The organism is Pseudomonas sp. TE3895 (assembly GCF_056278855.1).
In genome coordinates this window covers 6,053,527-6,075,903 of record NZ_JBWBQE010000001.1, presented here as the reverse complement: position 1 = coordinate 6,075,903, position 22,377 = coordinate 6,053,527, and the positions used below count along the sequence as shown (strand labels likewise).

Annotated in this window: 22 protein-coding genes; 15 read left to right on the top strand and 7 right to left on the bottom strand. The window is 61.5% G+C overall.

All coding sequences use genetic code 11. The annotated features are described in order from the left end of the window. The first annotated feature begins 148 nt into the window (after positions 1-148). The 3 genes from moaC to moaE are packed head-to-tail and all read left to right on the top strand — an operon-like array spanning position 149 to position 1,313. Positions 149-619 carry a cyclic pyranopterin monophosphate synthase MoaC gene (gene moaC, locus ACZ889_RS27495; RefSeq protein ID WP_047604397.1) on the top strand — a complete coding sequence of 157 codons (471 nt, stop codon included), beginning with the start codon at positions 149-151 and terminating at the stop codon, positions 617-619. Beyond that, complete coding sequence (gene moaD / locus ACZ889_RS27490) at positions 619-864, top strand: molybdopterin converting factor subunit 1 (RefSeq protein ID WP_047604399.1); 246 nt, start codon at positions 619-621, stop codon at positions 862-864. Before moaC ends, moaD begins: the two co-directional genes overlap by 1 nt. Before the next feature lie 2 nt (positions 865-866). Further along, entirely contained in the window at positions 867-1,313 is a 447-nt protein-coding gene (moaE, locus tag ACZ889_RS27485; protein ID WP_010952421.1) for a molybdopterin synthase catalytic subunit MoaE, read from the top strand. A gap of 208 nt (positions 1,314-1,521) precedes the next feature. Here moaE and rhlB read toward each other — a convergent pair whose 3' ends face one another. Further along, entirely contained in the window at positions 1,522-2,964 is a 1,443-nt protein-coding gene (gene rhlB, locus ACZ889_RS27480; protein WP_003251780.1) for an ATP-dependent RNA helicase RhlB, read from the bottom strand. Positions 2,965-3,064: 100 nt separating this feature from the next. After that, complete coding sequence (locus ACZ889_RS27475) at positions 3,065-3,721, bottom strand: alpha/beta hydrolase (RefSeq protein ID WP_004575112.1); 657 nt, start codon at positions 3,719-3,721, stop codon at positions 3,065-3,067. A 332-nt stretch (positions 3,722-4,053) separates the two neighbouring features. Here ACZ889_RS27475 and ACZ889_RS27470 point away from each other — a divergent pair, with 332 nt between their 5' ends. From ACZ889_RS27470 to ACZ889_RS27455, 4 genes are all read left to right on the top strand, one after another. Next, positions 4,054-5,082 carry an amino acid ABC transporter substrate-binding protein gene (locus ACZ889_RS27470; RefSeq protein WP_014859324.1) on the top strand — a complete coding sequence of 343 codons (1,029 nt, stop codon included), beginning with the start codon at positions 4,054-4,056 and terminating at the stop codon, positions 5,080-5,082. 67 nt (positions 5,083-5,149) lie between these two features. After that, positions 5,150-6,328 carry an amino acid ABC transporter permease gene (locus tag ACZ889_RS27465; protein WP_064490722.1) on the top strand — a complete coding sequence of 393 codons (1,179 nt, stop codon included), beginning with the start codon at positions 5,150-5,152 and terminating at the stop codon, positions 6,326-6,328. 10 nt (positions 6,329-6,338) lie between these two features. Next, positions 6,339-7,436 (top strand): amino acid ABC transporter permease, encoded by a 1,098-nt coding sequence (locus ACZ889_RS27460; protein ID WP_010952426.1) that lies wholly within the window; start codon positions 6,339-6,341, stop codon positions 7,434-7,436. Between the two features lie 10 nt (positions 7,437-7,446). Further along, positions 7,447-8,211 (top strand): amino acid ABC transporter ATP-binding protein, encoded by a 765-nt coding sequence (locus ACZ889_RS27455; protein ID WP_003251792.1) that lies wholly within the window; start codon positions 7,447-7,449, stop codon positions 8,209-8,211. A gap of 171 nt (positions 8,212-8,382) precedes the next feature. Here ACZ889_RS27455 and algW read toward each other — a convergent pair whose 3' ends face one another. After that, on the bottom strand, positions 8,383-9,543 hold the full coding sequence (gene algW / locus ACZ889_RS27450) for a Do family serine endopeptidase AlgW (RefSeq protein WP_003251794.1): 1,161 nt from the start codon (positions 9,541-9,543) through the stop codon (positions 8,383-8,385). A 168-nt stretch (positions 9,544-9,711) separates the two neighbouring features. Here algW and ACZ889_RS27445 point away from each other — a divergent pair, with 168 nt between their 5' ends. From ACZ889_RS27445 to cysN, 3 genes are all read left to right on the top strand, one after another. Beyond that, entirely contained in the window at positions 9,712-10,470 is a 759-nt protein-coding gene (locus ACZ889_RS27445) for a Nif3-like dinuclear metal center hexameric protein (protein ID WP_003251795.1), read from the top strand. Between the two features lie 223 nt (positions 10,471-10,693). After that, a complete protein-coding gene (gene cysD, locus ACZ889_RS27440) occupies positions 10,694-11,611 on the top strand; it encodes a sulfate adenylyltransferase subunit CysD (RefSeq protein WP_003251799.1) in 918 nt (305 codons plus the stop codon). A gap of 16 nt (positions 11,612-11,627) precedes the next feature. Further along, complete coding sequence (gene cysN / locus ACZ889_RS27435; protein ID WP_003251801.1) at positions 11,628-13,529, top strand: sulfate adenylyltransferase subunit CysN; 1,902 nt, start codon at positions 11,628-11,630, stop codon at positions 13,527-13,529. An 85-nt stretch (positions 13,530-13,614) separates the two neighbouring features. Here the strand turns inward: cysN and ACZ889_RS27430 are convergent, their stop codons facing one another. Next, complete coding sequence (locus ACZ889_RS27430; RefSeq protein ID WP_003251803.1) at positions 13,615-14,094, bottom strand: Lrp/AsnC family transcriptional regulator; 480 nt, start codon at positions 14,092-14,094, stop codon at positions 13,615-13,617. A 127-nt stretch (positions 14,095-14,221) separates the two neighbouring features. On the opposite strand from ACZ889_RS27430, the gene ACZ889_RS27425 reads away from it, so the two are divergent. After that, positions 14,222-15,418, top strand: a complete 1,197-nt coding sequence (locus ACZ889_RS27425; RefSeq protein ID WP_014859327.1) for a methionine gamma-lyase — start codon at positions 14,222-14,224, stop codon at positions 15,416-15,418. Positions 15,419-15,581: 163 nt separating this feature from the next. Here the strand turns inward: ACZ889_RS27425 and ACZ889_RS27420 are convergent, their stop codons facing one another. After that, complete coding sequence (locus ACZ889_RS27420; RefSeq protein ID WP_003251807.1) at positions 15,582-16,019, bottom strand: Z-ring associated ZapG family protein; 438 nt, start codon at positions 16,017-16,019, stop codon at positions 15,582-15,584. A gap of 135 nt (positions 16,020-16,154) precedes the next feature. Here ACZ889_RS27420 and ACZ889_RS27415 point away from each other — a divergent pair, with 135 nt between their 5' ends. The 3 genes from ACZ889_RS27415 (at position 16,155) to zapE (ending at position 19,425) form a co-directional block, all read left to right on the top strand. Next, complete coding sequence (locus tag ACZ889_RS27415) at positions 16,155-16,790, top strand: alpha/beta hydrolase (RefSeq protein ID WP_004575116.1); 636 nt, start codon at positions 16,155-16,157, stop codon at positions 16,788-16,790. Between the two features lie 25 nt (positions 16,791-16,815). After that, complete coding sequence (locus ACZ889_RS27410; protein ID WP_476257987.1) at positions 16,816-18,165, top strand: tryptophan--tRNA ligase; 1,350 nt, start codon at positions 16,816-16,818, stop codon at positions 18,163-18,165. Positions 18,166-18,330: 165 nt separating this feature from the next. Continuing rightward, entirely contained in the window at positions 18,331-19,425 is a 1,095-nt protein-coding gene (gene zapE / locus ACZ889_RS27405; RefSeq protein WP_003251813.1) for a cell division protein ZapE, read from the top strand. Between the two features lie 106 nt (positions 19,426-19,531). Here zapE and ACZ889_RS27400 read toward each other — a convergent pair whose 3' ends face one another. Both ACZ889_RS27400 and ACZ889_RS27395 read right to left on the bottom strand, forming a co-directional pair. Continuing rightward, a complete protein-coding gene (locus tag ACZ889_RS27400) occupies positions 19,532-20,452 on the bottom strand; it encodes a GlxA family transcriptional regulator (protein ID WP_173881439.1) in 921 nt (306 codons plus the stop codon). Positions 20,453-20,642: 190 nt separating this feature from the next. Beyond that, positions 20,643-21,683 (bottom strand): NADP(H)-dependent aldo-keto reductase, encoded by a 1,041-nt coding sequence (locus ACZ889_RS27395; RefSeq protein ID WP_003251817.1) that lies wholly within the window; start codon positions 21,681-21,683, stop codon positions 20,643-20,645. Positions 21,684-21,941: 258 nt separating this feature from the next. Here ACZ889_RS27395 and rplM point away from each other — a divergent pair, with 258 nt between their 5' ends. Next, positions 21,942-22,370: a 50S ribosomal protein L13 gene (rplM, locus tag ACZ889_RS27390; RefSeq protein ID WP_003251819.1), complete on the top strand. Its 429-nt coding sequence runs from the start codon at positions 21,942-21,944 to the stop codon at positions 22,368-22,370. Positions 22,371-22,377: the final 7 nt, after the last annotated feature.

Sequence of the window (22,377 nt, the reverse complement as noted above, 5' to 3'; positions counted from 1 at the left end):
CGTTCACAGGATCTCCACTTGATTCGAGGCCATGGAGCTCCTGTGGGAGCGGGCGTGCCCGCGAAGAGGCCAAACCTGCCGACACATACCTCTGCTCAAACCTGACCCACAGGTTTACACTGCGAAATCCCTTCACAGGAGCAGAGCAGTGCTGACACATCTTGATTCCCAGGGGCGGGCCAACATGGTCGACGTCACTGAAAAGGCCGTGACCGAGCGCGAGGCTACCGCCGAGGCGCGGGTGCGCATGTTGCCGCAGACCTTGCAGATGATCGTCGACGGTGAGCACCCCAAGGGTGACGTGTTCGCCGTGGCGCGCATTGCCGGGATACAGGCGGCGAAAAAAACCAGCGACCTGATCCCGCTGTGCCACCCGCTGATGCTCACCAGCGTCAAGGTCGAGCTCAGCGCCGAGGGGCAGGACGCCGTTCGCATCGTCGCCCGCTGTAAGCTGGCCGGGCAGACCGGTGTGGAGATGGAGGCGCTGACCGCCGCCAGCGTGGCCGCGCTGACGATCTATGACATGTGCAAGGCTGTGGATAAAGGTATGGTCATCGAGCAGGTGCGCCTGCTGGAAAAAGTCGGTGGCAAGAGTGGCCATTACAAGGTGGAGGCGTGATGAAGGTCAACGTGATGTACTTCGCCCGTTACCGCGAACTGTTGGGCGTGGATGCCGAGCGGGTGGAGGGGGCGTTCAAGGTGCTCGATGATGTGCGCCAAGCCTTGGTTGCCAAGGGCGGGCAGTATGAAGTGCTGGCCGAGCAGAACCTGATGTGCGCGCGCAACGAAGAGCTGTGCAAGCTCGATGAACCGCTGGAAGAGGGCGATGAAGTGGCGTTCTTCCCACCGGTGACCGGAGGCTGAACATGGCTGTACGAGTGCAGGAAGGCGCGTTCGACCCGGGGGCTGAGACCAATGCCATGCATGCAGCCAATGTGGGCGTGGGCGCGGTGGTCGGTTTTGTCGGCTATGTGCGGGATTTCAACGATGGCCGCGAAGTGGCGGGGATGTTCCTCGAACACTATCCGGGCATGACCGAAAAGGCCCTGGCCAAGATCGTGGTCGAGGCCGAGCAGCGTTGGCCGCTCTTGAAAGTGGAGGTGCTGCACCGCATCGGTGCGCTGGAACCGGGCGAACCGATTGTGTTCGTGGGGGTGGCCAGTGCCCATCGGCAGGCGGCGTTCGATGCCTGCAACTTCATCATGGACTACCTGAAGACCCGGGCGCCGTTCTGGAAGAAGGAGAATACTCAGGAAGGGCCAAGGTGGGTGGAGGGGCGGCAGAGTGACCAGGATGCGGCGGGCCGCTGGTAATCAAGGCGCCGCTGATCCTTTGTGGGAGCAACTGTCTTGCTCAATTTCTGAAAGCTGGCGCCATCCGTGTGGGAGCGGCCTTGTGTCGCGAAAGGGCCGCGTAGCGGCCCCCGACAATCTGCGCATCAAAGCCGAAATCCCGGGGCCGCTGCGCGGCCCAATCGCGACACAAGGCCGCTCCCACAGGGGGCGTGTAGCCCGCTGAAGGTCAGTGATGCTTGCGCGGCACCGGCTTGAGCAGTTCATCCGGCGGCATCTCGCACTTGATCTTGCGCCCCAGCAGCGCTTCGATCGCCGGCAGCTGATACGAGTCATCCTCACCGGCAAAGCTGATCGACACACCACTGGTGCCGGCACGGCCGGTACGGCCAATGCGGTGCACGTAGTCGTCAGGGTCTTCCGGCAGGGTGAAGTTGATCACGTGGCTGATGCCATCGATATGGATCCCGCGCCCGGCCACGTCGGTGGCCACCAGCACGGTGATGCGCCCTTCGCGGAAGCTCTCCAGGGTTCGGATGCGCTTGTGCTGCGGCACGTCGCCCGACAGCTGGGCGGCATTGATACCGTCGCGTACCAGCTTTTCCTCGATGCGCCGCACTTCGTCCTTGCGGTTGGCGAACACCATCACCCGTTCCCACTTGTTCTGGGTCACCAGGTTGTACAGCAGTTTGTACTTGTCGCTGCCGGCCACCGCATACACGTGCTGCTCCACCGTTTCGCTGGCCACGTTCTCCGGCTCGATCTCGACGATGGCCGGGTTGGTGGTCCACTGCTTGGCCAGGTTCATCACATCGTCGGTGAAGGTGGCGGAGAACAGCAGGGTCTGGCGCTCGCTTTTCGGCGGTGTCTGACGAATGATTTGGCGGACCTGGGGGATGAAGCCCATGTCGAGCATGCGGTCGGCTTCGTCAAGCACCATCACCTCGACCATGTCCAGGTGCACTTCACCACGCTGGTTGAAGTCCAGCAGGCGGCCCGGGGTAGCCACCAGGATATCGCAGTGGCGCGCTTCCAGGGCTTTGAGCTGCTTGTCGAAGTCCATGCCACCGACGAAGCTCATCACGTTCAGGCCGGTGTACTTGGTCAGGGCAGCGGCGTCCTTGGCGATCTGCACCACCAGCTCGCGGGTGGGGGCGATGATCAGCGCGCGCGGTTCGCCCATGTAGCGTTCTTTAGGCGGTGGCGTCTGCTGCAACTGGGAAATGATCGAGATCAGGAAGGCGGCCGTCTTGCCGGTACCCGTCTGGGCCCGGCCGATAGCGTCCTGGCCACGCAGGGTGTAACCCAGGACCTGCGCCTGGATTGGCGTGCAGTACGGGAAGCCCAGGTCGTGGATGGCGTGCATCAGCTCGTTGGACAGCTTGAAGTCGTGGAAGCGGGTTTTGCCTTCCTGTGGCTCGACCACGAAGTCCTCGGGCTTCCACAGGCTGGCCTGCGGCTTGGGCTTGCGTTCGCGGCGCGGTTTGTCCTTGGCCGGTTGTTCGGCAGGTGGCGTCGCGGCGGCAGGTTGCTCAGCCTTGGGGGCGGGGTTGGCATGTGGTGCGGCCGGTTTTGCCGCGGGCCGGGCTTCCGGCGTCACGCTGGCAGCAGGAGCGGCGGCTTGTGGCGCGGCCTCTCCCTTGCCGAATATTTTTCTGAGTGCTTTGAGCACGGTCGTCTCATCAACTGATTAAGGAATGTACGCCGGGCAGTGTAATGCAAGATCCGGGCGCGGCGTAGCGGAATACGCCCACAACTACAAGCGAGGCTGCCTATTGCAGCTGCTTGCTCAGCCAGTCGTGGATATCGTTCAGTTCTTCGACCACCACTTCGTGTTCCATCGGGTATTCGTACCAGCGGGCAGCGACGCCCCAGGTGTTCAGGTACTCGAAGGCGGTACGGCCCATGGACGGGATGACCACCGAGTCATGCACGCCATGCAGGCACAGGGCCGGGGTGCGTTGCTGGCAGGCACTCAACTGGTGCTGGTCATTGAAGGTGGGGGCATAGGTGGACAGGGCGATCACCCCGCCCAGTGCTTCCTGCCACTTTATATAGGCAGTGTGCAGCACCACCGCGCCGCCCTGGGAGAAGCCGGCCAGGAAGATCCGCGACAGGTTGATGCCTTTGGCCTGCTCGGCCTTGATCAGCGCAACCACCTGCTCGGCAGATTCTTCCAGCTGCGCTTCGTCGATGGCACGGGCCGGGGTCATGGCCTTGATGTCATACCAGCTGGGCATGGCATAGCCGCCGTTGATGGTCACGGGGCGGGTCGGTGCCTGGGGCATGATGAAGCGAGTGCTGAGCAAGCGCTCCTGCATGAATTCGGCCACAGGTAGGAAGTCGTAACGGTCGGCCCCCAGACCGTGCAACCAGATCACACAGGCGTCAGCGGTTTTCTGTGGTTCGAGAATCAGCGGGTTGGTCATGACTGCTCCGAAAGTGTGCGGGTCTTGTTATGGCGTGCGTGAAAAGAAAGCACCGGAAATGATTGTCGGAAAAAGAATGTCGCAACGATACAACTTTTCCTACTTGACGAGCGCTTAAACGCTACAGCCAGAAAATTTGGTACGCGGTTTGCAACTACACCTGTGATGCAAAGGGCAGGCCGTGACGGTAACACCCTCTGCACGCGAAGGCTGTCACAGAACAGTCCATTGCGCCAATTGACCCAATAACAAGCCAATACGGGTCGGATACGCCTCAAAAGGGTGCGGTGCAATTCCGGCTCGATACAACAAGAGCGATTTGGAGGTTGTGAATGAAGATGTTGAAAACCACCCTGGCAGTCCTGACCGCTGCCGCCGCGCTGGGCGCCGTGAGCACTGCCCAGGCCGGCGCCACCTATGATGCGGTCAAGAAGAAGGGCTTCGTCCAGTGTGGCGTGAGCGACGGTCTTCCAGGCTTCTCGGTACCTGATGCGCAGGGCAAGATCGTCGGCATCGATGCCGATGTCTGCCGCGCCGTGGCCGCCGCCGTGTTCGGTGATGCCACCAAGGTCAAGTTCAGCCAGCTCAACGCCAAGGAACGCTTCACTGCCCTGCAGTCGGGCGAGGTCGACGTACTGTCGCGTAACACCACCTGGACCAGCTCGCGTGATGCCGGCATGGGCCTGGTGTTCGCGGGTGTCACCTACTATGACGGCGTCGGCTTCCTGGTCAACAAGAAGCTCGGCGTTTCCAGCGCCAAAGAGCTTGATGGCGCGACCATCTGCATCCAGGCCGGCACCACCACCGAGCTGAACGTGTCGGACTTCTTCCGTGCCAATGGCCTGAAGTACACCCCGATTACCTTCGACACCTCTGACGAGAGCGCCAAATCGCTGGAGTCTGGCCGTTGCGACGTGCTGACTTCGGACAAATCGCAGCTGTTCGCCCAGCGCTCCAAGCTGGCTGCGCCGACCGACTACGTGGTGTTGCCGGAAACCATCTCCAAGGAGCCACTGGGCCCGGTAGTGCGTAAAGGCGACGAGGAGTGGTTCAGCATCGTCAAGTGGACCCTGTTCGCCATGCTCAATGCCGAAGAAGCGGGCATCACTTCCAAGAACGTCGAGGCCGAGGCCAAGGCCACCAAGAACCCGGATGTCGCCCGACTGCTGGGTGCGGATGGCGAGTATGGCAAGGACCTCAAGCTGCCCAAAGACTGGGTAGTGCAGATCGTCAAGCAAGTGGGTAACTATGGCGAAGTGTTCGAGAAGAACCTGGGCCAGAGCACTGACTTGAAGATCGACCGTGGCATGAACGCCCTGTGGAACAACGGCGGCATCCAGTACGCGCCTCCAGTGCGCTGATGGCTGCATCCTGCGGCGGCATTCCGCCGCCGCAGGCTGTTCGAATCCCTACTGTCCGGGGCACTTCATGCAAAATCAAATCGGCGCACCCAAGGGCTTGTCCCTTAACGATCCGCGTGTGCGCGCGTGGCTGTTCCAGATCCTCACGATCGTCTTCGTGGTCGGCCTGGGCTGGTACCTGTTCCACAACACGCAAACCAACCTGCAACACCGGGGCATCACCTCGGGCTTCGACTTCCTCGACCGCAGTGCCGGCTTCGGTATCGCCCAGCACCTGATCCCCTATGTGGAATCCGACAGTTATGCGCGGGTGTTCGTCATCGGCCTGCTCAATACGCTGTTGGTGACCTTCATCGGCGTCATTCTGGCGACGATACTGGGCTTCATCATCGGTGTGGCTCGCCTGTCACCGAACTGGATGATCAACAAACTGGCGACCGTCTATGTGGAAACCTTCCGCAACATTCCGCCGTTGTTGCAGATCCTGTTCTGGTATTTCGCCGTGTTCCTGACCCTGCCGGGGCCGCGGGGCAGCATCAACATCCAGGACATGTTCTTCATCAGCAACCGTGGCTTGAACATGCCTGGCGCGTCCATGGCTGATGGCTTCTGGCCATTTGTGGTGGCTTTGGCGCTGGCCATTGCCGCTATTGCCGTGATGGTGCGCTATGCCAACAAGCGTTTCAACGAGACGGGCGTGCCGTTCCACAAGTTCTGGGCGGGGCTGCTGTTGTTCATCGCCATTCCGAGCCTGAGCGTGCTGTTGTTCGGCAGCCCGGTAACTTGGGATATGCCACAGCTCAAGGGCTTCAACTTCGTCGGGGGCTGGGTGCTGATCCCCGAGCTGCTGGCGCTGACCCTGGCGCTGACTATCTATACGGCAGCCTTCATCGCCGAAATCGTGCGTTCCGGCATCCGTTCGGTCAGCCATGGCCAGACCGAAGCCGCGCGCTCGCTGGGCCTGCGCGAGGGCCCGACCCTGCGCAAGGTGATCATTCCCCAGGCGCTGCGGGTGATCATTCCGCCGCTGACCAGCCAATACCTGAACCTGGCGAAGAACTCTTCGCTGGCGGCCGGTATCGGCTACCCGGAGATGGTCTCGCTGTTCGCCGGCACCGTGCTCAATCAGACCGGCCAGGCCATCGAGGTGATCGCCATCACCATGAGTGTCTATCTCGCCATCAGCATCAGCATTTCGCTGCTGATGAACTGGTACAACAAGCGCATTGCGCTGATCGAGCGGTGAGGATACGCCCGTGAATGCCCATGTTTTCAAACCCGATATGCCGCCACCGGTGAAAACCGTCGGCGTGCTCGCATGGATGCGTGCCAATCTGTTCTCCAGCTGGCTCAACACGCTGTTGACCCTGTTCGCCATTTACCTGGTGTGGCTGATCGTGCCGCCGTTACTGCAGTGGGCGTTGATCGATGCCAACTGGGTTGGCACCACGCGCGCCGATTGCACCAAGGAAGGCGCCTGCTGGGTGTTCGTGCAGCAGCGCTTTGGCCAGTTCATGTACGGCTACTACCCGACTGAACTGCGCTGGCGTGTGGACCTGACCGTGTGGCTTGCCGTGCTCGGCGCCGCCCCGCTGTTCATCAAGCGTTTCCCGCGCAAAGCCTTCTACGGCCTGGGCTTCCTGGTGCTGTACCCGGTACTGGCCTATACCCTGCTGCACGGGGGGTATCTGGGCCTGGAAAGTGTGCCGACCAGCCAGTGGGGCGGGTTGATGCTGACCCTGGTGATCGCCACCGTGGGCATCGTCGGCGCCTTGCCGCTGGGCATCCTGCTGGCACTGGGCCGGCGTTCGAGGATGCCGGCCGTGAAAGTGGTGTGCGTGACCTTCATCGAGTTCTGGCGAGGCGTACCGCTGATCACCGTGCTGTTCATGTCGTCGGTGATGCTGCCGTTGTTCCTGCCAGAAGGCATGAGCTTCGACAAGCTGCTGCGGGCGATGATCGGTGTGATCCTGTTCCAGTCGGCGTACATCGCCGAGGTGGTGCGCGGCGGCCTGCAGGCCATCCCCAAGGGCCAGTACGAAGCCGCCGCGGCCATGGGCCTTGGCTACTGGCGCTCGATGGGGCTGGTGATCTTGCCGCAGGCGCTGAAGCTTGTGATCCCCGGCATCGTCAACACCTTCATTGCCCTGTTCAAGGACACCAGCCTGGTGATCATCATCGGCCTGTTCGACCTGCTCAACAGCGTCAAGCAAGCAGCCGCAGACCCTGCCTGGTTGGGCATGGCCACCGAGGGCTACGTGTTCGCCGCCCTGGTGTTCTGGATTTTCTGTTTCGGTATGTCCCGCTACTCCATGCATCTGGAGCGCAAGCTGGACACTGGCCACAAGCGTTAGGAGTTTCGAAATGAGTGAAGCGATCAAGCAGCCTGCTGGCCCCGAAGGCATCATCCAGATGCAGGGTGTGAACAAGTGGTACGGCCAGTTCCATGTGCTCAAGGACATCAACCTGAACGTGCGCCAGGGCGAACGCATCGTGCTGTGCGGGCCGTCCGGCTCGGGCAAGTCCACCACCATCCGCTGCCTTAACCGCCTGGAAGAGCACCAGCAAGGGCGCATCGTGGTCGATGGCGTGGAGCTGACCAACGACCTCAAGCAGATCGAGGCCATCCGCCGCGAGGTGGGCATGGTGTTCCAGCACTTCAACCTGTTCCCGCACCTGAGCATTCTGGAGAACTGCACCCTGGCGCCGATGTGGGTGCGCAAGATGCCACGGCGCAAGGCCGAGGAAATTGCCATGCACTACCTGGAGCGTGTGCGGATTCCGGAGCAGGCACACAAGTACCCTGGCCAGTTGTCTGGCGGCCAGCAGCAGCGTGTGGCCATTGCCCGCGCGTTGTGCATGAAGCCCAAGATCATGCTGTTCGACGAACCGACCTCGGCACTGGACCCGGAAATGGTCAAGGAAGTGCTCGATACCATGGTGGGCCTGGCCGAGGATGGCATGACCATGCTCTGCGTGACCCACGAAATGGGCTTTGCCCGTACCGTGGCGAACCGGGTTATCTTCATGGACAAGGGCGAGATTGTGGAGCAGGCCGCGCCGGATGACTTCTTCGACCGGCCGCGCAGTGACCGGACCAAGTTGTTCCTCAGCCAGATCCTGCATTGATGCAGTAGCGGCAGCAGACTCGGCCAACTGTGGGAGCGGCCTTGCGTCGCGATGGGCCGCAAAGCGGCCCCGGGCATATGCCCTGCGAAGCTGAAATTTTGGGGCCGCTAGGCGGCCCATCGCGACGCAAGGCCGCTCCCACAGGGTTGCGGAACGGCTTAAGGCCTCACCTTACTTTTCTTCTTGCGTTACAGCCGGCGCCGGCGGCGGCCGCAGCCCCACCTCGGCGATCAGCTTCAATTGCTGACCGTTGCGCATCACCTCGATGGTGATCTTCTCGTTGGGTTTGATCCGCGCAACCTGGTTCATCGACTTGCGCCCGTCGCCGGCCGGCTCGCCATTGATGCTCAGGATCACGTCACCCAGTTGCAGCCCGGCCTTGGCCGCTGGCCCCTCGCGGAAGATACCCGCCACCACGATGCCTGGGCGGTCCTTCATGCCGAACGATTCTGCCAGCTCCTGGCTCAGTGGCTGTACTTCGATACCCAGCCATCCACGGATCACCTGGCCGTGTTCGACGATCGACTTCATCACCTCCAGTGCCAGTTTTACCGGGATGGCGAAGCCGATGCCCTGCGAGCCACCAGACTTGGAAAAGATCGCGGTATTGATGCCGATCAGGTTGCCATTGGCATCCACCAGCGCGCCACCGGAGTTGCCCGGGTTGATCGCCGCGTCGGTCTGGATGAAGTCTTCGTAGTTGTTCAGCCCCAGCTGGTTGCGGCCAGTGGCGCTGATGATGCCCATGGTCACCGTCTGGCCGACGCCGAACGGGTTGCCGATGGCCAGCGACACGTCGCCGATGTGAATGGTGTCGGAACGGCCGATGGTGATCGCCGGCAAGTTCTTCAAGTCGATCTTCAGCACCGCCAGGTCGGTTTCCGGGTCGCTGCCGATCACGCGGGCCAGGGTTTCGCGGCCATCCTTCAGGGCTACGACGATCTGGTCGGCGCCGCTGGTGACATGGTTGTTGGTTAGCAGGTAGCCCTCTGGGCTCATGATTACCGCCGAACCCAGGCTTGATTCCCAGCGGCGCTGTTTGGGCAGGTTATCGCCGAAGAAGCGGCGGAACTGCGGGTCTTCGAACAGCGGGTGGGCGCTTTTGTTCACCACCTTGGTGGTGTACAGGTTGGCCACCGCCGGGGCGGCCAGGGTCACGGCGTCGGCGTACGACACCGGGCCTTGCATGATCCGCGTGGTCTGTGGCGCTTGCTGCAGGTTGACGTCCTGGCTGGGCAGCCCGACCCACTGCGGAAAACGCTGGATGATCAGCATGGCGATCAGTATGCCGGTAAGCAGGGGCCAGCCGAAGTAACGCAAAGCCTTGAACATGAACGAATCCTGGAAAGAGCAGGGGCCAGCGGCCTGGCAGTGGGGCATGAGCGCGCGCGATCATACACCGGTTCCCCCAGTGACAGCGACGGCCCATAATGGCCGGCATTATACGGGCGTTCGTCAGGCGTTGTGCCCGAGAAAAGCGCAGTTTTCGAGGAGATTTTCATGGCCGTCGCTCTAAACACCCTGGTCGAGGAAGCCGAGCGTTACCTGGGCAGCGCGAAGATCCAGGATTATTGCCCAAATGGCCTGCAGGTCGAAGGCCGGCCGCAGGTCAGCCGTATTGTCAGTGGTGTTACCGCCAGCCAGGCATTGCTGGATGCCGCCGTCGAGGCCGAGGCCGATCTGGTGCTGGTGCACCATGGTTATTTCTGGAAGGGCGAGAACCCGTGCATCACCGGCATTCGCCAGCGTCGCCTGAAGACCTTGCTGAATAACGATATAAGCCTGTTGGCGTTCCACCTGCCCTTGGACGTGCACCCGGACGTGGGCAACAATGTGCAGCTGGCGCGGCAACTGGAGATCACTGTCGAAGGGCCGCTAGACCCGGAAAACCCCAAAGTGGTCGGGCTGATTGGTTCGCTCGCCGAACCCATGACCGCGCGCGATTTTGCCCGGCGGGTGCAAGAGGTGCTGGGGCGTGAGCCGTTGCTGGTCGAAGGCAATGAAATGATCCGCCGGGTGGGCTGGTGCACCGGCGGCGGGCAGGGCTATATCGACACGGCGATTGCCGCCGGGGTCGACCTGTACCTGACCGGCGAGGCGTCCGAGCAGACCTACCACAGTGCGCGCGAGAATGGCGTCAGCTTCATTGCTGCCGGGCACCATGCCACTGAGCGCTACGGGGTGCAGGCGCTGGGCGATTACCTGGCACGACGGTTTGCCGTGGAGCACCTGTTCATCGATTGCCCGAATCCTATCTGATGGCAGGGCCGGCCTCTCCGCGGGTGAACCCGCTCCTACGCGCGGGCCTCGTAGGAGCGGGTTCACCCGCGAAGAGGCCGGCCCTGCCAGCCCAAACCCCCAGTCATATCGTTAGACTTTTTCGATCTAGCCAGCCTCCTAAATAGAAGCAGCTGCTGTGATAAAGTGGCTCGCTCGAACACGGCCCGCAGGCCGTCCATAAGATCGTTTTTCGTGAGTAGCCATGGTCGACAAACTGACGCACTTGAAACAGCTGGAGGCGGAGAGCATCCACATCATCCGCGAGGTGGCCGCCGAGTTCGACAACCCGGTGATGCTGTACTCGATCGGCAAGGACTCCGCCGTGATGCTGCACCTGGCGCGCAAGGCCTTCTTCCCGGGCAAGCTGCCGTTCCCGGTGATGCACGTCGACACCCAGTGGAAATTCCAGGAGATGTACAGCTTCCGCGACAAGATGGTCGAGGAAATGGGCCTGGAGCTGATCACCCACGTCAACCCCGAGGGTGTGGCGCAAGGCATCAACCCGTTCACCCATGGCAGTTCCAAGCACACCGACATCATGAAGACCCAGGGCCTGAAGCAGGCGCTGGACAAGCATGGTTTCGACGCTGCCTTCGGTGGTGCGCGCCGCGACGAAGAGAAGTCGCGGGCCAAGGAACGTGTGTATTCGTTCCGTGACAGCAAGCACCGCTGGGACCCGAAGAACCAGCGCCCCGAGCTGTGGAACGTGTACAACGGCAAGGTCAACAAGGGTGAGTCGATCCGCGTCTTCCCGCTGTCGAACTGGACCGAACTGGACATCTGGCAGTACATCTACCTTGAAGGCATCCCGATCGTGCCGCTGTACTTCGCCGCCGAGCGTGAAGTCATCGAGAAGAACGGCACCCTGATCATGATCGACGACGAGCGCATCCTCGAGCATCTCTCCGAGGAAGAAAAAGCCCGCATCGTCAAGAAGAAGGTGCGTTTCCGTACCCTCGGCTGCTACCCGCTGACGGGCGCTGTCGAGTCGGAAGCCGAGACGCTCACCGACATCATTCAGGAAATGCTCCTGACGCGCACTTCCGAGCGCCAGGGCCGGGTCATCGACCACGATGGCGCCGGTTCCATGGAAGACAAAAAACGTCAGGGCTACTTCTAATTTTCAGGGTTACTCCATGTCGCACCAATCCGATTTGATCAGCGAAGATATCCTCGCTTATCTGGCTCAGCACGAGCGTAAAGAACTGCTGCGTTTCCTCACCTGCGGCAACGTGGATGACGGCAAGAGCACCCTGATCGGGCGCCTGCTGCACGACTCGAAGATGATCTACGAGGACCACCTCGAGGCCATCACCCGCGATTCGAAGAAAGTCGGCACCACCGGCGAAGAAGTCGACCTGGCGCTGCTGGTAGATGGCCTGCAGGCCGAGCGCGAGCAGGGCATCACCATCGATGTCGCCTACCGCTACTTCTCCACCGCCAAGCGCAAGTTCATCATCGCCGACACCCCGGGCCATGAGCAGTACACCCGCAACATGGCCACCGGTGCGTCCACCTGCGACCTGGCGATCATCCTGGTCGATGCCCGCTACGGTGTGCAGACCCAGACCCGTCGCCACAGCTACATCGCGTCGTTGCTGGGTATCAAGCACATCGTGGTTGCGGTCAACAAGATGGACTTGAAGGGCTTCGATGAAGGCGTCTTCGAGTCGATCAAGGCCGACTACCTGAAGTTTGCCGAAGCCATCAACCTGACCCCGAGCAGCCTGCACTTCGTGCCGATGTCGGCGCTCAAGGGTGACAACGTGGTCAACCACAGCGAGCAATCGCCGTGGTACGCCGGCCCGACGCTGATGGAAATCCTCGAAACCGTCGAGGTTTCGGCCGACCGCAACTTCACCGACCTGCGTTTCCCGGTGCAGTACGTCAACCGTCCCAACCTGAACTTCCGCGGCTTCGCGGGCACCATCGCCAGTGGCGTGGTGCACAAAGGTGACGAGATTGTCGTGCTGCCGTCGGGCAAGAGCAGCCGGGTCAAGTCCATCGTCACCTACGAAGGTGAACTGGAAAACGCTGGCCCAGGCCAGGCCGTGACCCTGACCATGGAAGACGAGATCGACATCTCCCGTGGCGACCTGCTGGTACATGCCGACAACGTCCCGCCGGTCACCGACCAGTTCGACGCCATGCTGGTGTGGATGGCCGAGGAGCCGATGCTCCCGGGCAAGAAATACGACATCAAGCGTGCCACCAGCTACGTGCCAGGCTCGATTGCCAGCATCACCCACAAGGTCGATGTGAACACCCTGGAGCAGGGCGCTGCCAGCGCGCTGCAGCTGAACGAGATCGGCCGCGTCAAGGTAGCCCTGGACACCTCGATCGCCCTCGACGGTTACGACAGCAACCGCACCACCGGTGCGTTCATCGTCATCGACCGCCTGACCAACGGCACCGTTGGCGCCGGCATGATCATCGCCCCGCCAGTCTTGCCACACGGCAGCACCGGCCATCATGGCAAGCAGGCCCACGTGTCCACCGAAGAGCGCGCCCTGCGCTTCGGCCAGCAGCCAGCCACCGTGCTGTTCAGCGGCCTGTCGGGTGCTGGCAAGAGCACCTTGGCCTATGCCGTTGAGCGCAAGCTGTTCGACATGGGCCGTGCGGTGTACGTGCTCGATGGCCAGAACCTGCGTCACGACCTGAACAAGGGCCTGCCACAGGACCGCGCTGGCCGTACCGAGAACTGGCGCCGCGCTGCCCATGTGGCGCGCCAGTTCAACGAAGCCGGCATGCTCACCCTGGCTGCGTTCGTGGCCCCGGATGCCGAAGGCCGCGAACAGGCCAAGGCGCTGATCGGCAAGGAACGCCTGGTGACCGTTTACGTCCAGGCCTCGCCGCTGGTTTGCCGCGAGCGTGACCCGCAAGGCCTGTACGCTGCCGGTGGCGACAACATCCCGGGTGAAAGCTTCCCGTTCGATGTGCCGCTGGATGCTGATCTTGTGATCGACACCCAGGCCACCAGCGTGGACGAAGGCGTGAAACAGGTGCTGGACGTGCTGCGTCAGCGTGGCGCGATCTAAGCGCTAGCCTGCAAGGAAAACCCCGCTTCGGCGGGGTTTTTTGTCTCGCGTTCAGGATCCTTCTCAATACTCGGAAAGATCCGTCTCAGATATGTTTCTCCGACACCGGTATCACCCGTCTTTCCTTCACCGCTTTGTACGAAAAGCTCGAATAGATCTCCTTCACCCCCGGCAAGCGCTGCAGCACTTCCCGGGTAAATTCGCCAAACGACTCCAGGTCCCGTGCCAGGATCTCCAGCAGAAAGTCATAGCGGCCGGAGATGTTGTGGCAGGCGACGATCTCGGGGATCTCCATCAGGCGCTGTTCGAACGCCAGCGCCATGTCCTTGGTGTGCGAGTCCATCATGATGCTGACGAACGCGGTCACGCCAAACCCCAGCGACTTGGGCGAGAGGATGGCCTGGTAGCCGGTGATGTAGCCGTTTTCCTCCAGTAACTTGACCCGTCGCCAGCAGGGTGAGGTGGTCAGTGCCACCTGGTCGGCGAGTTCGGCAACGGTGAGACGGGCATTGTCCTGCAAGGCGGCGAGCAGGGCGCGGTCGGTGCGGTCGAGGCTTGAAGGCATTTTTTGCCCTCCTGGTCCGTTGATTATTGTTTTTGTTCCAGCAAGCACGTGTATGCGTAGGCTATTTTGGAAAAAATCGGGCAGCTCGGTGGCATAAGCTTATAGCAAACCACAAGAGGCTGTTGCCATGCGCGACTCCCACCACAACACCGGTTTTTCCACGCGGGCCATTCATCATGGCTATGACCCGCTTTCCCATGGTGGCGCCCTGGTGCCACCGGTGTACCAGACGGCTACCTATGCCTTTCCCACTGTCGAGTACGGTGCTGCCTGCTTCGCCGGGGAGGAGCCTGGGCATTTCTACAGCCGCATTTCCAACCCCACGCTGGCCTTGCTGGAGCAGCGCATGGCTTCGCTGGAGGGCGGTGAAGCGGGGTTGGCGTTGGCCTCGGGGATGGGCGCGATTACCTCAACCCTCTGGACCCTGCTAAGGCCTGGGGATGAGCTGATTGTCGGACGCACCTTGTATGGCTGTACCTTCGCTTTTCTGCACCACGGTATTGGTGAGTTCGGGGTGAAAGTTCGCCATGTCGATCTCAACGATGCCAAGGCCCTGAAAGCGGCGATCAGCAGCAAAACACGGATGATCTACTTCGAAACACCGGCCAACCCCAACATGCAGCTTGTGGATATTGCGGCGGTTGTGGAGGCAGTGCGGGGGCATGATGTGCATGTGGTGGTCGATAACACCTACTGTACGCCGTACCTGCAGCGGCCACTGGAGCTGGGGGCGGACCTGGTGGTGCACTCGGCAACCAAGTACCTCAGTGGGCATGGCGATATCACTGCCGGGTTGGTGGTGGGGTGCAAGGCGTTGGTAGACCGTATCCGCCTGGAAGGGCTGAAGGATATGACCGGCGCGGTGCTGTCACCGCATGACGCGGCGTTGCTGATGCGCGGTATCAAGACCCTGGCCCTGCGCATGGACCGGCATTGCGCCAATGCCCAGCAGGTGGCCGAGTTTCTCGCTCGGCAGCCGCAGGTGGAATTGATTCATTACCCGGGGCTACCGTCTTTTGCCCAGTACGCGTTGGCCCAGCGACAGATGCGTTTGCCTGGCGGGATGATTGCGTTTGAGCTCAAGGGTGGCATTGAGGCGGGGCGTCGCTTCATGAATGCGCTGCAGCTCTTTGCCCGGGCGGTGAGCCTGGGGGATGCCGAGTCGCTGGCGCAGCATCCGGCGAGCATGACGCATTCCAGCTATACGCCGCAGGAGCGGGCGCATCACGGGATATCGGAGGGGTTGGTGCGTCTGTCGGTGGGGCTGGAGGATGTGGAGGACCTGCTGGCAGATGTCGAACAGGCATTGCAGGCCTGCTGTTAGGTTGCCTGCACTGGCCCTTTCGCGGGCCCGCCCGCTCCCACAGGTGTTTCACAGGTTTCAAATGCTGTGGTGTACCTGTGGGAGCGGGCGTGCCCGCGAAGGGGGCCAGTGAATCCAGCCCATAAAAAAGGCCTCTTGCGAGGCCTTTTGCATGTTCAGCAGATCAACGCTTGAGCCCGTAGCTCTCATCCAGCATGCCCGGCGAGTTAGGCACTTTCGGCGCATAGTCGCGCGGCACTTCGGCGGTGTCTTTAGGTGGGGTCAGGCGGTCGCGCGGGCCTTGCGGTGCATCGGAGTGCAGCGCAGCCAGCAGGCGTTGGCGGGTGACGTCATCGAGGGCCAGGCTGTTGGCGCCTTCAGCCAGGTGATCCTGTACGTCCTGATAGCTCTGGGTCAGTTTCTTGACCAGCATGGCGGTGCTGTTGAAGTGGGTGACCACTTCGTTCTGGTAGCTGTCGAAGCGCTTCTGGATGTCATCCAGTTGACGCTGGGTGTTGCTCGGGGCCGCATTGGGCAGCAGGCGGGCAACAATGAAACCGACTGCCACACCGATGACCAGGGCCAGGGTTGGCAACAACCAAACAAGGAGCGAGAGTTCCACGAGTCCTTCCTCTATAAACGGCTTTGCTTTACGTTAACGGCTCAGACCTGCGCTGTATACCGCGAGCGATCGCAAATCAGAACAGAATTTCACACCTAGACGAATCGACCCTTCCCGAGGTCACGGAGTAGTGCCTTGCTTGTCCGCGAAACCCCCTTGTTCATCGATGGCCCCAGCGGCCAGCTGGAAGCGTTGTACCTGGACGTGGCGCAAGCCCGTGGCGCGGTGCTGATCTGCCATCCTAACCCGGTCCAGGGCGGCACCATGCTCAACAAGGTTGTCTCGACCCTGCAGCGCACTGCACGTGATGCCGGTTATGTGACCCTGCGTTTCAACTACCGTGGCGTCGGCCAGAGCGCCGGCAGCCACGACATGGGCGCTGGCGAAGTGGCCGATGCCGAGGCCGCTGCAGCATGGCTGCGTGCCAGGCACCCCGGGCTACCGCTGGTGCTGATGGGCTTTTCGTTCGGTGGTTTCGTTGCCACCAGCCTGGCCGGGCGCCTTGAAACGGCAGGCGTCGAGTTGCAGCACCTGTTCATGATCGCCCCGGCGGTCATGCGCCTGACCGCCGAATTCCCGCTGCCGCAGCGCTGCCCGCTCACCGTGGTGCAGCCGGACGCCGATGAAGTCGTCGCGCCGCAGCTGGTTTACGAATGGTCCGACAGCCTGTCGCGTCCCCATGAGCTGCTGAAAGTGGCAGAATGCGGACACTTCTTCCATGGCAAGCTGACCGATCTGAAGGATCTGCTGCTGCCGCGCCTTTCGAACTGAGCCAAGCCTGAATAAGCGAACACCCATGACCACGCGCATTCTTACCGGTATCACCACCACCGGCACTCCGCACCTGGGCAACTACGCCGGCGCCATCCGCCCGGCGATCCGTGCCAGCCAGCAGCCCGGTGTCGACTCGTTCTACTTCCTGGCCGACTACCACGCCCTGATCAAGTGCGACGACCCGCTGCGCATCCAGCGCTCGCGCCTGGAAATCGCCGCCACCTGGCTGGCCGGTGGCCTGGACCCGGACAAGGTGACCTTCTATCGCCAGTCCGACATCCCGGAAATCCCCGAACTGACCTGGCTGCTGACCTGCGTTGCTGCCAAAGGCCTGCTGAACCGTGCGCATGCCTACAAGGCCTCGGTGGACAAGAACGTCGAGAACGGCGAAGACCCGGACGCCGGCGTGACCATGGGCCTGTTCAGCTACCCGGTGCTGATGGCCGCCGATATCCTGATGTTCAACGCCAACAAGGTGCCGGTCGGTCGTGACCAGATCCAGCACGTGGAAATGGCCCGCGATATCGGTCAGCGCTTCAACCATCTGTTCGGTCAAGGCAAGGACTTCTTCGCCTTGCCGGAGGCTGTGATCGAAGAAAGCGTGGCGACCCTGCCGGGCCTGGACGGGCGCAAGATGTCCAAGAGCTATGACAACACCATCCCGTTGTTCACCAGCGCCAAGGACATGAAAGACGCCATCTCGCGCATCGTCACCGATTCGCGCGCGCCGGGTGAGGCGAAAGACCCGGACAACGCGCACCTGTTCACCCTGTACCAGGCCTTCTCGACGCCTGAGCAGTGCGCCAGTTTCCGCGAAGAGCTGCTGCAGGGCCTGGGCTGGGGCGATGCCAAACAGCGCCTGTTCCAGCTGCTGGACGGCCAACTGGCCGAGAAGCGTGAGTACTATCACCAGCTGATCGCGCGGCCGGCGGACCTGGAAGACATCCTGCTGGCCGGCGCTGCCAAGGCCCGCAAGATCGCCACGCCGTTCCTCGAGCAGCTGCGCGAGGCCGTTGGCCTGCGTTCGTTCCGCAGCAGCGTGCAGGCCACCGCCGAAGTGAAGAAAAAAGCCACCAAGAGCGCGCGTTTTGTCAGCTTCCGTGATGAAGACGGCAGCTTCCGCTTCCGCCTGCTGGCCGCTGATGGCGAGCAACTGCTGTTGTCGCGCAGCTTCGCCGACGGCAAGAGTGCTGGCGCCGTGAGCAAGCAGTTGCAGCAGGGTGGCGAGGCCGATGTCCGCGTCGAAGGCCTGAGCTTCGGCCTGTGGCTCAATGGCGAGCAGGTTGCCGACGGGCCGCAGTTCGACAGCGCCGAAGCCCGTGATGCTGCCATTCAGAGCCTGAACGAAGCCTTGGCGCCTCAGCAGGACTGAGGCTGCCAAACGGTGGGAGCGGGCGTGCCCGCGAAACAGGCGCCGCGGTGCATGGCACCGGCTTTGCCGGTGTTCGCGGGCACGCCCGCTCCCACAGACTGATTGCCATTAAGCGGGCCTGTCGCTACAGTGACGGCCCGTTTTTTGTTGCCTCGCTAACGAATCATGACTCCCTTAGAACGCTATCAAGCAGATCTGAAACGTCCCGACTTCTTCCATGACGCGGCGCAGGAAACTGCGGTGCGTCACCTCCAGCGCCTGTACGACGACCTGGTGCACGCGCAGAACAACAAGCCGGGCGTGTTCGGCAAGCTGTTCGGCAAGAAGGAGCAGACCCCGGTCAAGGGCCTGTACTTCTGGGGTGGGGTGGGGCGAGGCAAGACCTACCTGGTTGATACCTTCTACGAAGCGCTGCCGTTCAAGCAGAAGATGCGTACGCACTTCCACCGCTTCATGAAGCGTGTGCACGAGGAGATGAAAACCCTCAAGGGCGAGAAGAACCCGCTGACCCTCATTGCCAAGCGCTTCAGCGAAGAAGCCAAGGTGATCTGCTTCGACGAATTCTTCGTGTCGGACATTACCGACGCCATGATCCTCGGCACCTTGATGGAAGAGCTGTTCAAGAATGGCGTGTCGCTGGTGGCCACCTCCAACATCGTGCCGGACGGCCTGTACAAGGACGGCCTGCAGCGTGCGCGCTTCCTGCCGGCCATCGCCATGATCAAGCAGTACACCGACGTGGTTAACGTCGATAGCGGGGTCGACTACCGCCTGCGTCACCTGGAGCAGGCTGAACTGTTCCACTTCCCACTCGATGACGCGGCGCACCAGAGCATGCGCGCCAGCTTCAAGGCGCTCACCCCTGAGTGCACCCAGGCGATCGAAAACGACGTGCTGATGATCGAGAACCGCCCGATCAATGCCTTGCGTACTTGCGACGACGTCGCCTGGTTCGACTTCCGCGCCTTGTGCGACGGGCCGCGCAGCCAGAACGACTACATTGAGCTGGGCAAGATCTTCCACGCCGTATTGCTGAGCAACGTGGAGCAGATGGGCGTCACCACCGACGACATCGCCCGTCGTTTCATCAACATGGTGGACGAGTTCTACGATCGCAACGTCAAGCTGATCATCTCGGCCGAGGTGGAGTTGAAGGACCTGTATACCGGTGGGCGTCTGAGCTTCGAGTTCCAGCGCACCCTGAGCCGGTTGCTGGAGATGCAATCGCACGAATTCCTGGCGCGCGCACACAAGCCCTGACGGCAGCGGCAAGCGTCAGGCGACAAGGAAAGTTCAGGGCAATGCGCGATCCGCTCTGGTTTTTCCTTGTCGCTTCAAGCTCGAAACCTGCCGCTCTGGAAGCCTTTCAGGCTTCCTGCATGAACTGCTGCCGATACTGGTTCGGCGACAACTCGGTGTGTTGGCGGAACAGCCGCGCAAAGAAACTGGCATCGTCATACCCCACCTCGTAACTGATGGTCTTGATGCTCTTGCGCGTACTCGACAACAACCCCTTGGCTGTCTCGATGCGTAACCGTTGCAGGTAATGCAGCGGCTTGTCACCCGTTGCGCCCTGGAAGCGGCGCATGAAGTTGCGGATGCTCATGCCGTGGTTGCGGGCCACATCCTCGAAGCGGAACTTGTCGGCGAAGTGTTCCTCCAGCCAGTGCTGGATCTGCAGGATGATCAGGTCCTGGTGCAGCTTCTGTCCGCCAAAGCCCATGCGCCCCGGGGTGTAGTTGCGTTGCACTTCGTAGAGGATATCGCGGGACACCGCACGGGCCACGTTGGCACCGCAGAAGCGTTCGATCAGGTAGATGTACAGGTCGCAGGCCGAGGTTGCACCGCCGGCGCAATAAATATTGTCGGCATCGGTCAGGTGCTTGTCCTGGTTCAGGCGAATCTTCGGGAAGCGTTCGGCAAAGCTGTTGAAGAAGCGCCAGTAGGTGGTCGCTTCCTTGCCATCGAGCAGGCCGGATTCGGCCAGCCAGAACACACCACTGGCCTCGGCGCAAAGCACCGCGCCACGCGCGTGCTGTTCACGCAACCACGGCAGCACCTGTGGGTAACGCTGCAGCAAGTTGTCGAAATCATCCCAGTAGGCCGGGAGGATGATCACATCGGCGTCGTCCAGGCCGCCGTCAACCGGTAACTGCACATTGCTGAAGCTGTCCACGGGCTGGCTGTCGGGGCTCACCAGGCGGATGTCGAACATGGGCTGCAAGCCCAGGCCCAGCTGCTTGCTATAGCGTAGGCTGGCGAGGTGGAAGAAGTCCTTGGCCTGCATCAAGGTCGAAGCGAACACCTTGTCAATGGCCAGGATGCTGACGCGCCGCAGCGACGCTGAGGGTTGGGTAAACATCATTGTCATTGTTCTTATAGGGTAGAGTGGTCAATCACCGGCTGGATCGTCTTATTTTTTGGCGATTGTGTCTACCCCATGTAACAGCGGCGCGAAGCGGGGCGCAGTGTTTGGCTCAAGGCGCCGGGTTGGGCTGCTCCTGATGAATGGCTTCGATCGCTGTCAGCAGATCGGCGCTCAGGTTCAGTTCAAGGCTGGCCAGGTTGCTGTCCAGCTGCTGCAGGCTGGTGGCACCTATGATGTTGCTGGTCACGAACGGCTGTCGGGTGACGAACGCCAGGGCCATTTGCGCCGGGTCCAGGCCGTGCTCGCGGGCCAGCTGCACGTAGCGGCTGCAGGCCGCCACGGTCTGTGGGTTGGAGTAACGGGCAAAGCGGCTGAACAGGGTCAGGCGTGCATTGTCCGGCCGTGCGCCGTTCTCGTACTTGCCCGAGAGCATGCCGAAGGCAAGCGGCGAATAGGCCAGCAGGCCACACTGCTCGCGTATGGCTACTTCTGCCAGGCCCACCTCGAAGCTGCGGTTGAGCAGGTTGTACGGGTTCTGAATCGATACCGCCCGTGGCCAGCCCCGGCTCTCGGCCAACTGCAGGAACTTCATGGTGCCCCACGGCGTTTCGTTGGACAGGCCGATGTGGCGGATCTTGCCCGCACGCACCTGCTCGTCGAGCACTTCGAGGGTTTCTTCCAGTGGGGTGAAGTGATCCTGCGGCAGGTGCTGGTAGCCCAGCTTGCCGAAGAAGTTGGTGCTGCGCTCTGGCCAGTGCAACTGGTACAGGTCGATGCGGTCGGTCTGCAGGCGCTTGAGGCTTTCGTCCAGTGCCGCGACGATGTGCTGACGGTTGTGCTTGAGCTGCCCGTCACGGATATGGCTGATGCCGTTGCCCGGGCCTGCAACCTTGCTGGCCAGGATCCACGCGTCGCGGTCGCCATGGTCACGGAACCAGTTGCCGATGATGCGCTCGGTGGCCGCGTAGGTCTCCGGGCGGGGAGGGACCGGGTACATCTCGGCGGTGTCGATGAAGTTGACCCCGGCGGCCTTGGCCCGGGCAATTTGCTCGTAGGCCTCGGCCTGGATGTTCTGCTCGCCCCAGGTCATGGTGCCCAGGCACAGGGCGCTGACGTTGAGGTCGGTACGGCCGAGCTGGCGGTATTCCATCGGTTATTCACTCCTTGGCGATAGAAGCCAATCAAAGCAGGTTGAAATTTTTCGCGCAATCTGGATAATTCAGCCCCTCTCCGCGTGGCGGAAGTGATGCACCATCACGCAGGAAGAACCCCGTCGAACATTGGCGTGCCCGACCCGAGCCCCCAAAAGCGTCTGTGTTCGGCTGCGCGCTTGCCCTTGGCAAGCTGTGCACTATCCAGTAAGATTCGCCGTCTATTTTTCGCTGGGCGGCCTCTGAGGCTTTAGAGAATGAAAACTTTTACTGCTAAACCGGAAACAGTAAAGCGCGAGTGGTTCGTAGTCGACGCCGCTGGCCAGACCCTGGGTCGTCTGGCTACCGAAATCGCTACCCGTCTGCGTGGCAAACACAAACCAGAATACACCCCTCACGTTGACACCGGCGACTACATCGTCGTTATCAACGCCGAGCAGGTTCGTGTGACTGGTGCCAAGTCTTCCGACAAAATGTACTACTCCCACTCCGGTTTCCCAGGCGGTATCAAGGAAATCAACTTCGAGAAGTTGATCGCCAAGGCCCCTGAGCGTGTTATCGAAACTGCGGTCAAAGGCATGCTGCCTAAGAACCCGCTGGGTCGCGACATGTACCGCAAGCTGAAAGTGTACGCGGGTGCTGCTCACCCACACACTGCTCAGCAGCCTCAAGAACTGAAGATCTAACGGGATA

Excerpts from the sequence above, each read along its gene's own strand:
- ACZ889_RS27400 (WP_173881439.1), bottom strand. The coding sequence starts at position 20,452 with ATGCAGGCCAAGGACTTCTTCCACCTCGCCAGCCTACGCTATAGCAAG.
- algW (WP_003251794.1), bottom strand. The coding sequence starts at position 9,543 with ATGTTCAAGGCTTTGCGTTACTTCGGCTGGCCCCTGCTTACCGGCATA.
- rplM (WP_003251819.1), top strand. The coding sequence starts at position 21,942 with ATGAAAACTTTTACTGCTAAACCGGAAACAGTAAAGCGCGAGTGGTTC.
- ACZ889_RS27425 (WP_014859327.1), top strand. The coding sequence starts at position 14,222 with ATGCGCGACTCCCACCACAACACCGGTTTTTCCACGCGGGCCATTCAT.
- ACZ889_RS27445 (WP_003251795.1), top strand. The coding sequence starts at position 9,712 with ATGGCCGTCGCTCTAAACACCCTGGTCGAGGAAGCCGAGCGTTACCTG.
- ACZ889_RS27395 (WP_003251817.1), bottom strand. The coding sequence starts at position 21,683 with ATGGAATACCGCCAGCTCGGCCGTACCGACCTCAACGTCAGCGCCCTG.
- ACZ889_RS27430 (WP_003251803.1), bottom strand. The coding sequence starts at position 14,094 with ATGCCTTCAAGCCTCGACCGCACCGACCGCGCCCTGCTCGCCGCCTTG.
- ACZ889_RS27465 (WP_064490722.1), top strand. The coding sequence starts at position 5,150 with ATGCAAAATCAAATCGGCGCACCCAAGGGCTTGTCCCTTAACGATCCG.
- ACZ889_RS27470 (WP_014859324.1), top strand. The coding sequence starts at position 4,054 with ATGAAGATGTTGAAAACCACCCTGGCAGTCCTGACCGCTGCCGCCGCG.
- cysD (WP_003251799.1), top strand. The coding sequence starts at position 10,694 with ATGGTCGACAAACTGACGCACTTGAAACAGCTGGAGGCGGAGAGCATC.
- ACZ889_RS27475 (WP_004575112.1), bottom strand. The coding sequence starts at position 3,721 with ATGACCAACCCGCTGATTCTCGAACCACAGAAAACCGCTGACGCCTGT.
- ACZ889_RS27455 (WP_003251792.1), top strand. The coding sequence starts at position 7,447 with ATGAGTGAAGCGATCAAGCAGCCTGCTGGCCCCGAAGGCATCATCCAG.
- cysN (WP_003251801.1), top strand. The coding sequence starts at position 11,628 with ATGTCGCACCAATCCGATTTGATCAGCGAAGATATCCTCGCTTATCTG.
- moaD (WP_047604399.1), top strand. The coding sequence starts at position 619 with ATGAAGGTCAACGTGATGTACTTCGCCCGTTACCGCGAACTGTTGGGC.
- ACZ889_RS27410 (WP_476257987.1), top strand. The coding sequence starts at position 16,816 with ATGACCACGCGCATTCTTACCGGTATCACCACCACCGGCACTCCGCAC.
- moaE (WP_010952421.1), top strand. The coding sequence starts at position 867 with ATGGCTGTACGAGTGCAGGAAGGCGCGTTCGACCCGGGGGCTGAGACC.
- zapE (WP_003251813.1), top strand. The coding sequence starts at position 18,331 with ATGACTCCCTTAGAACGCTATCAAGCAGATCTGAAACGTCCCGACTTC.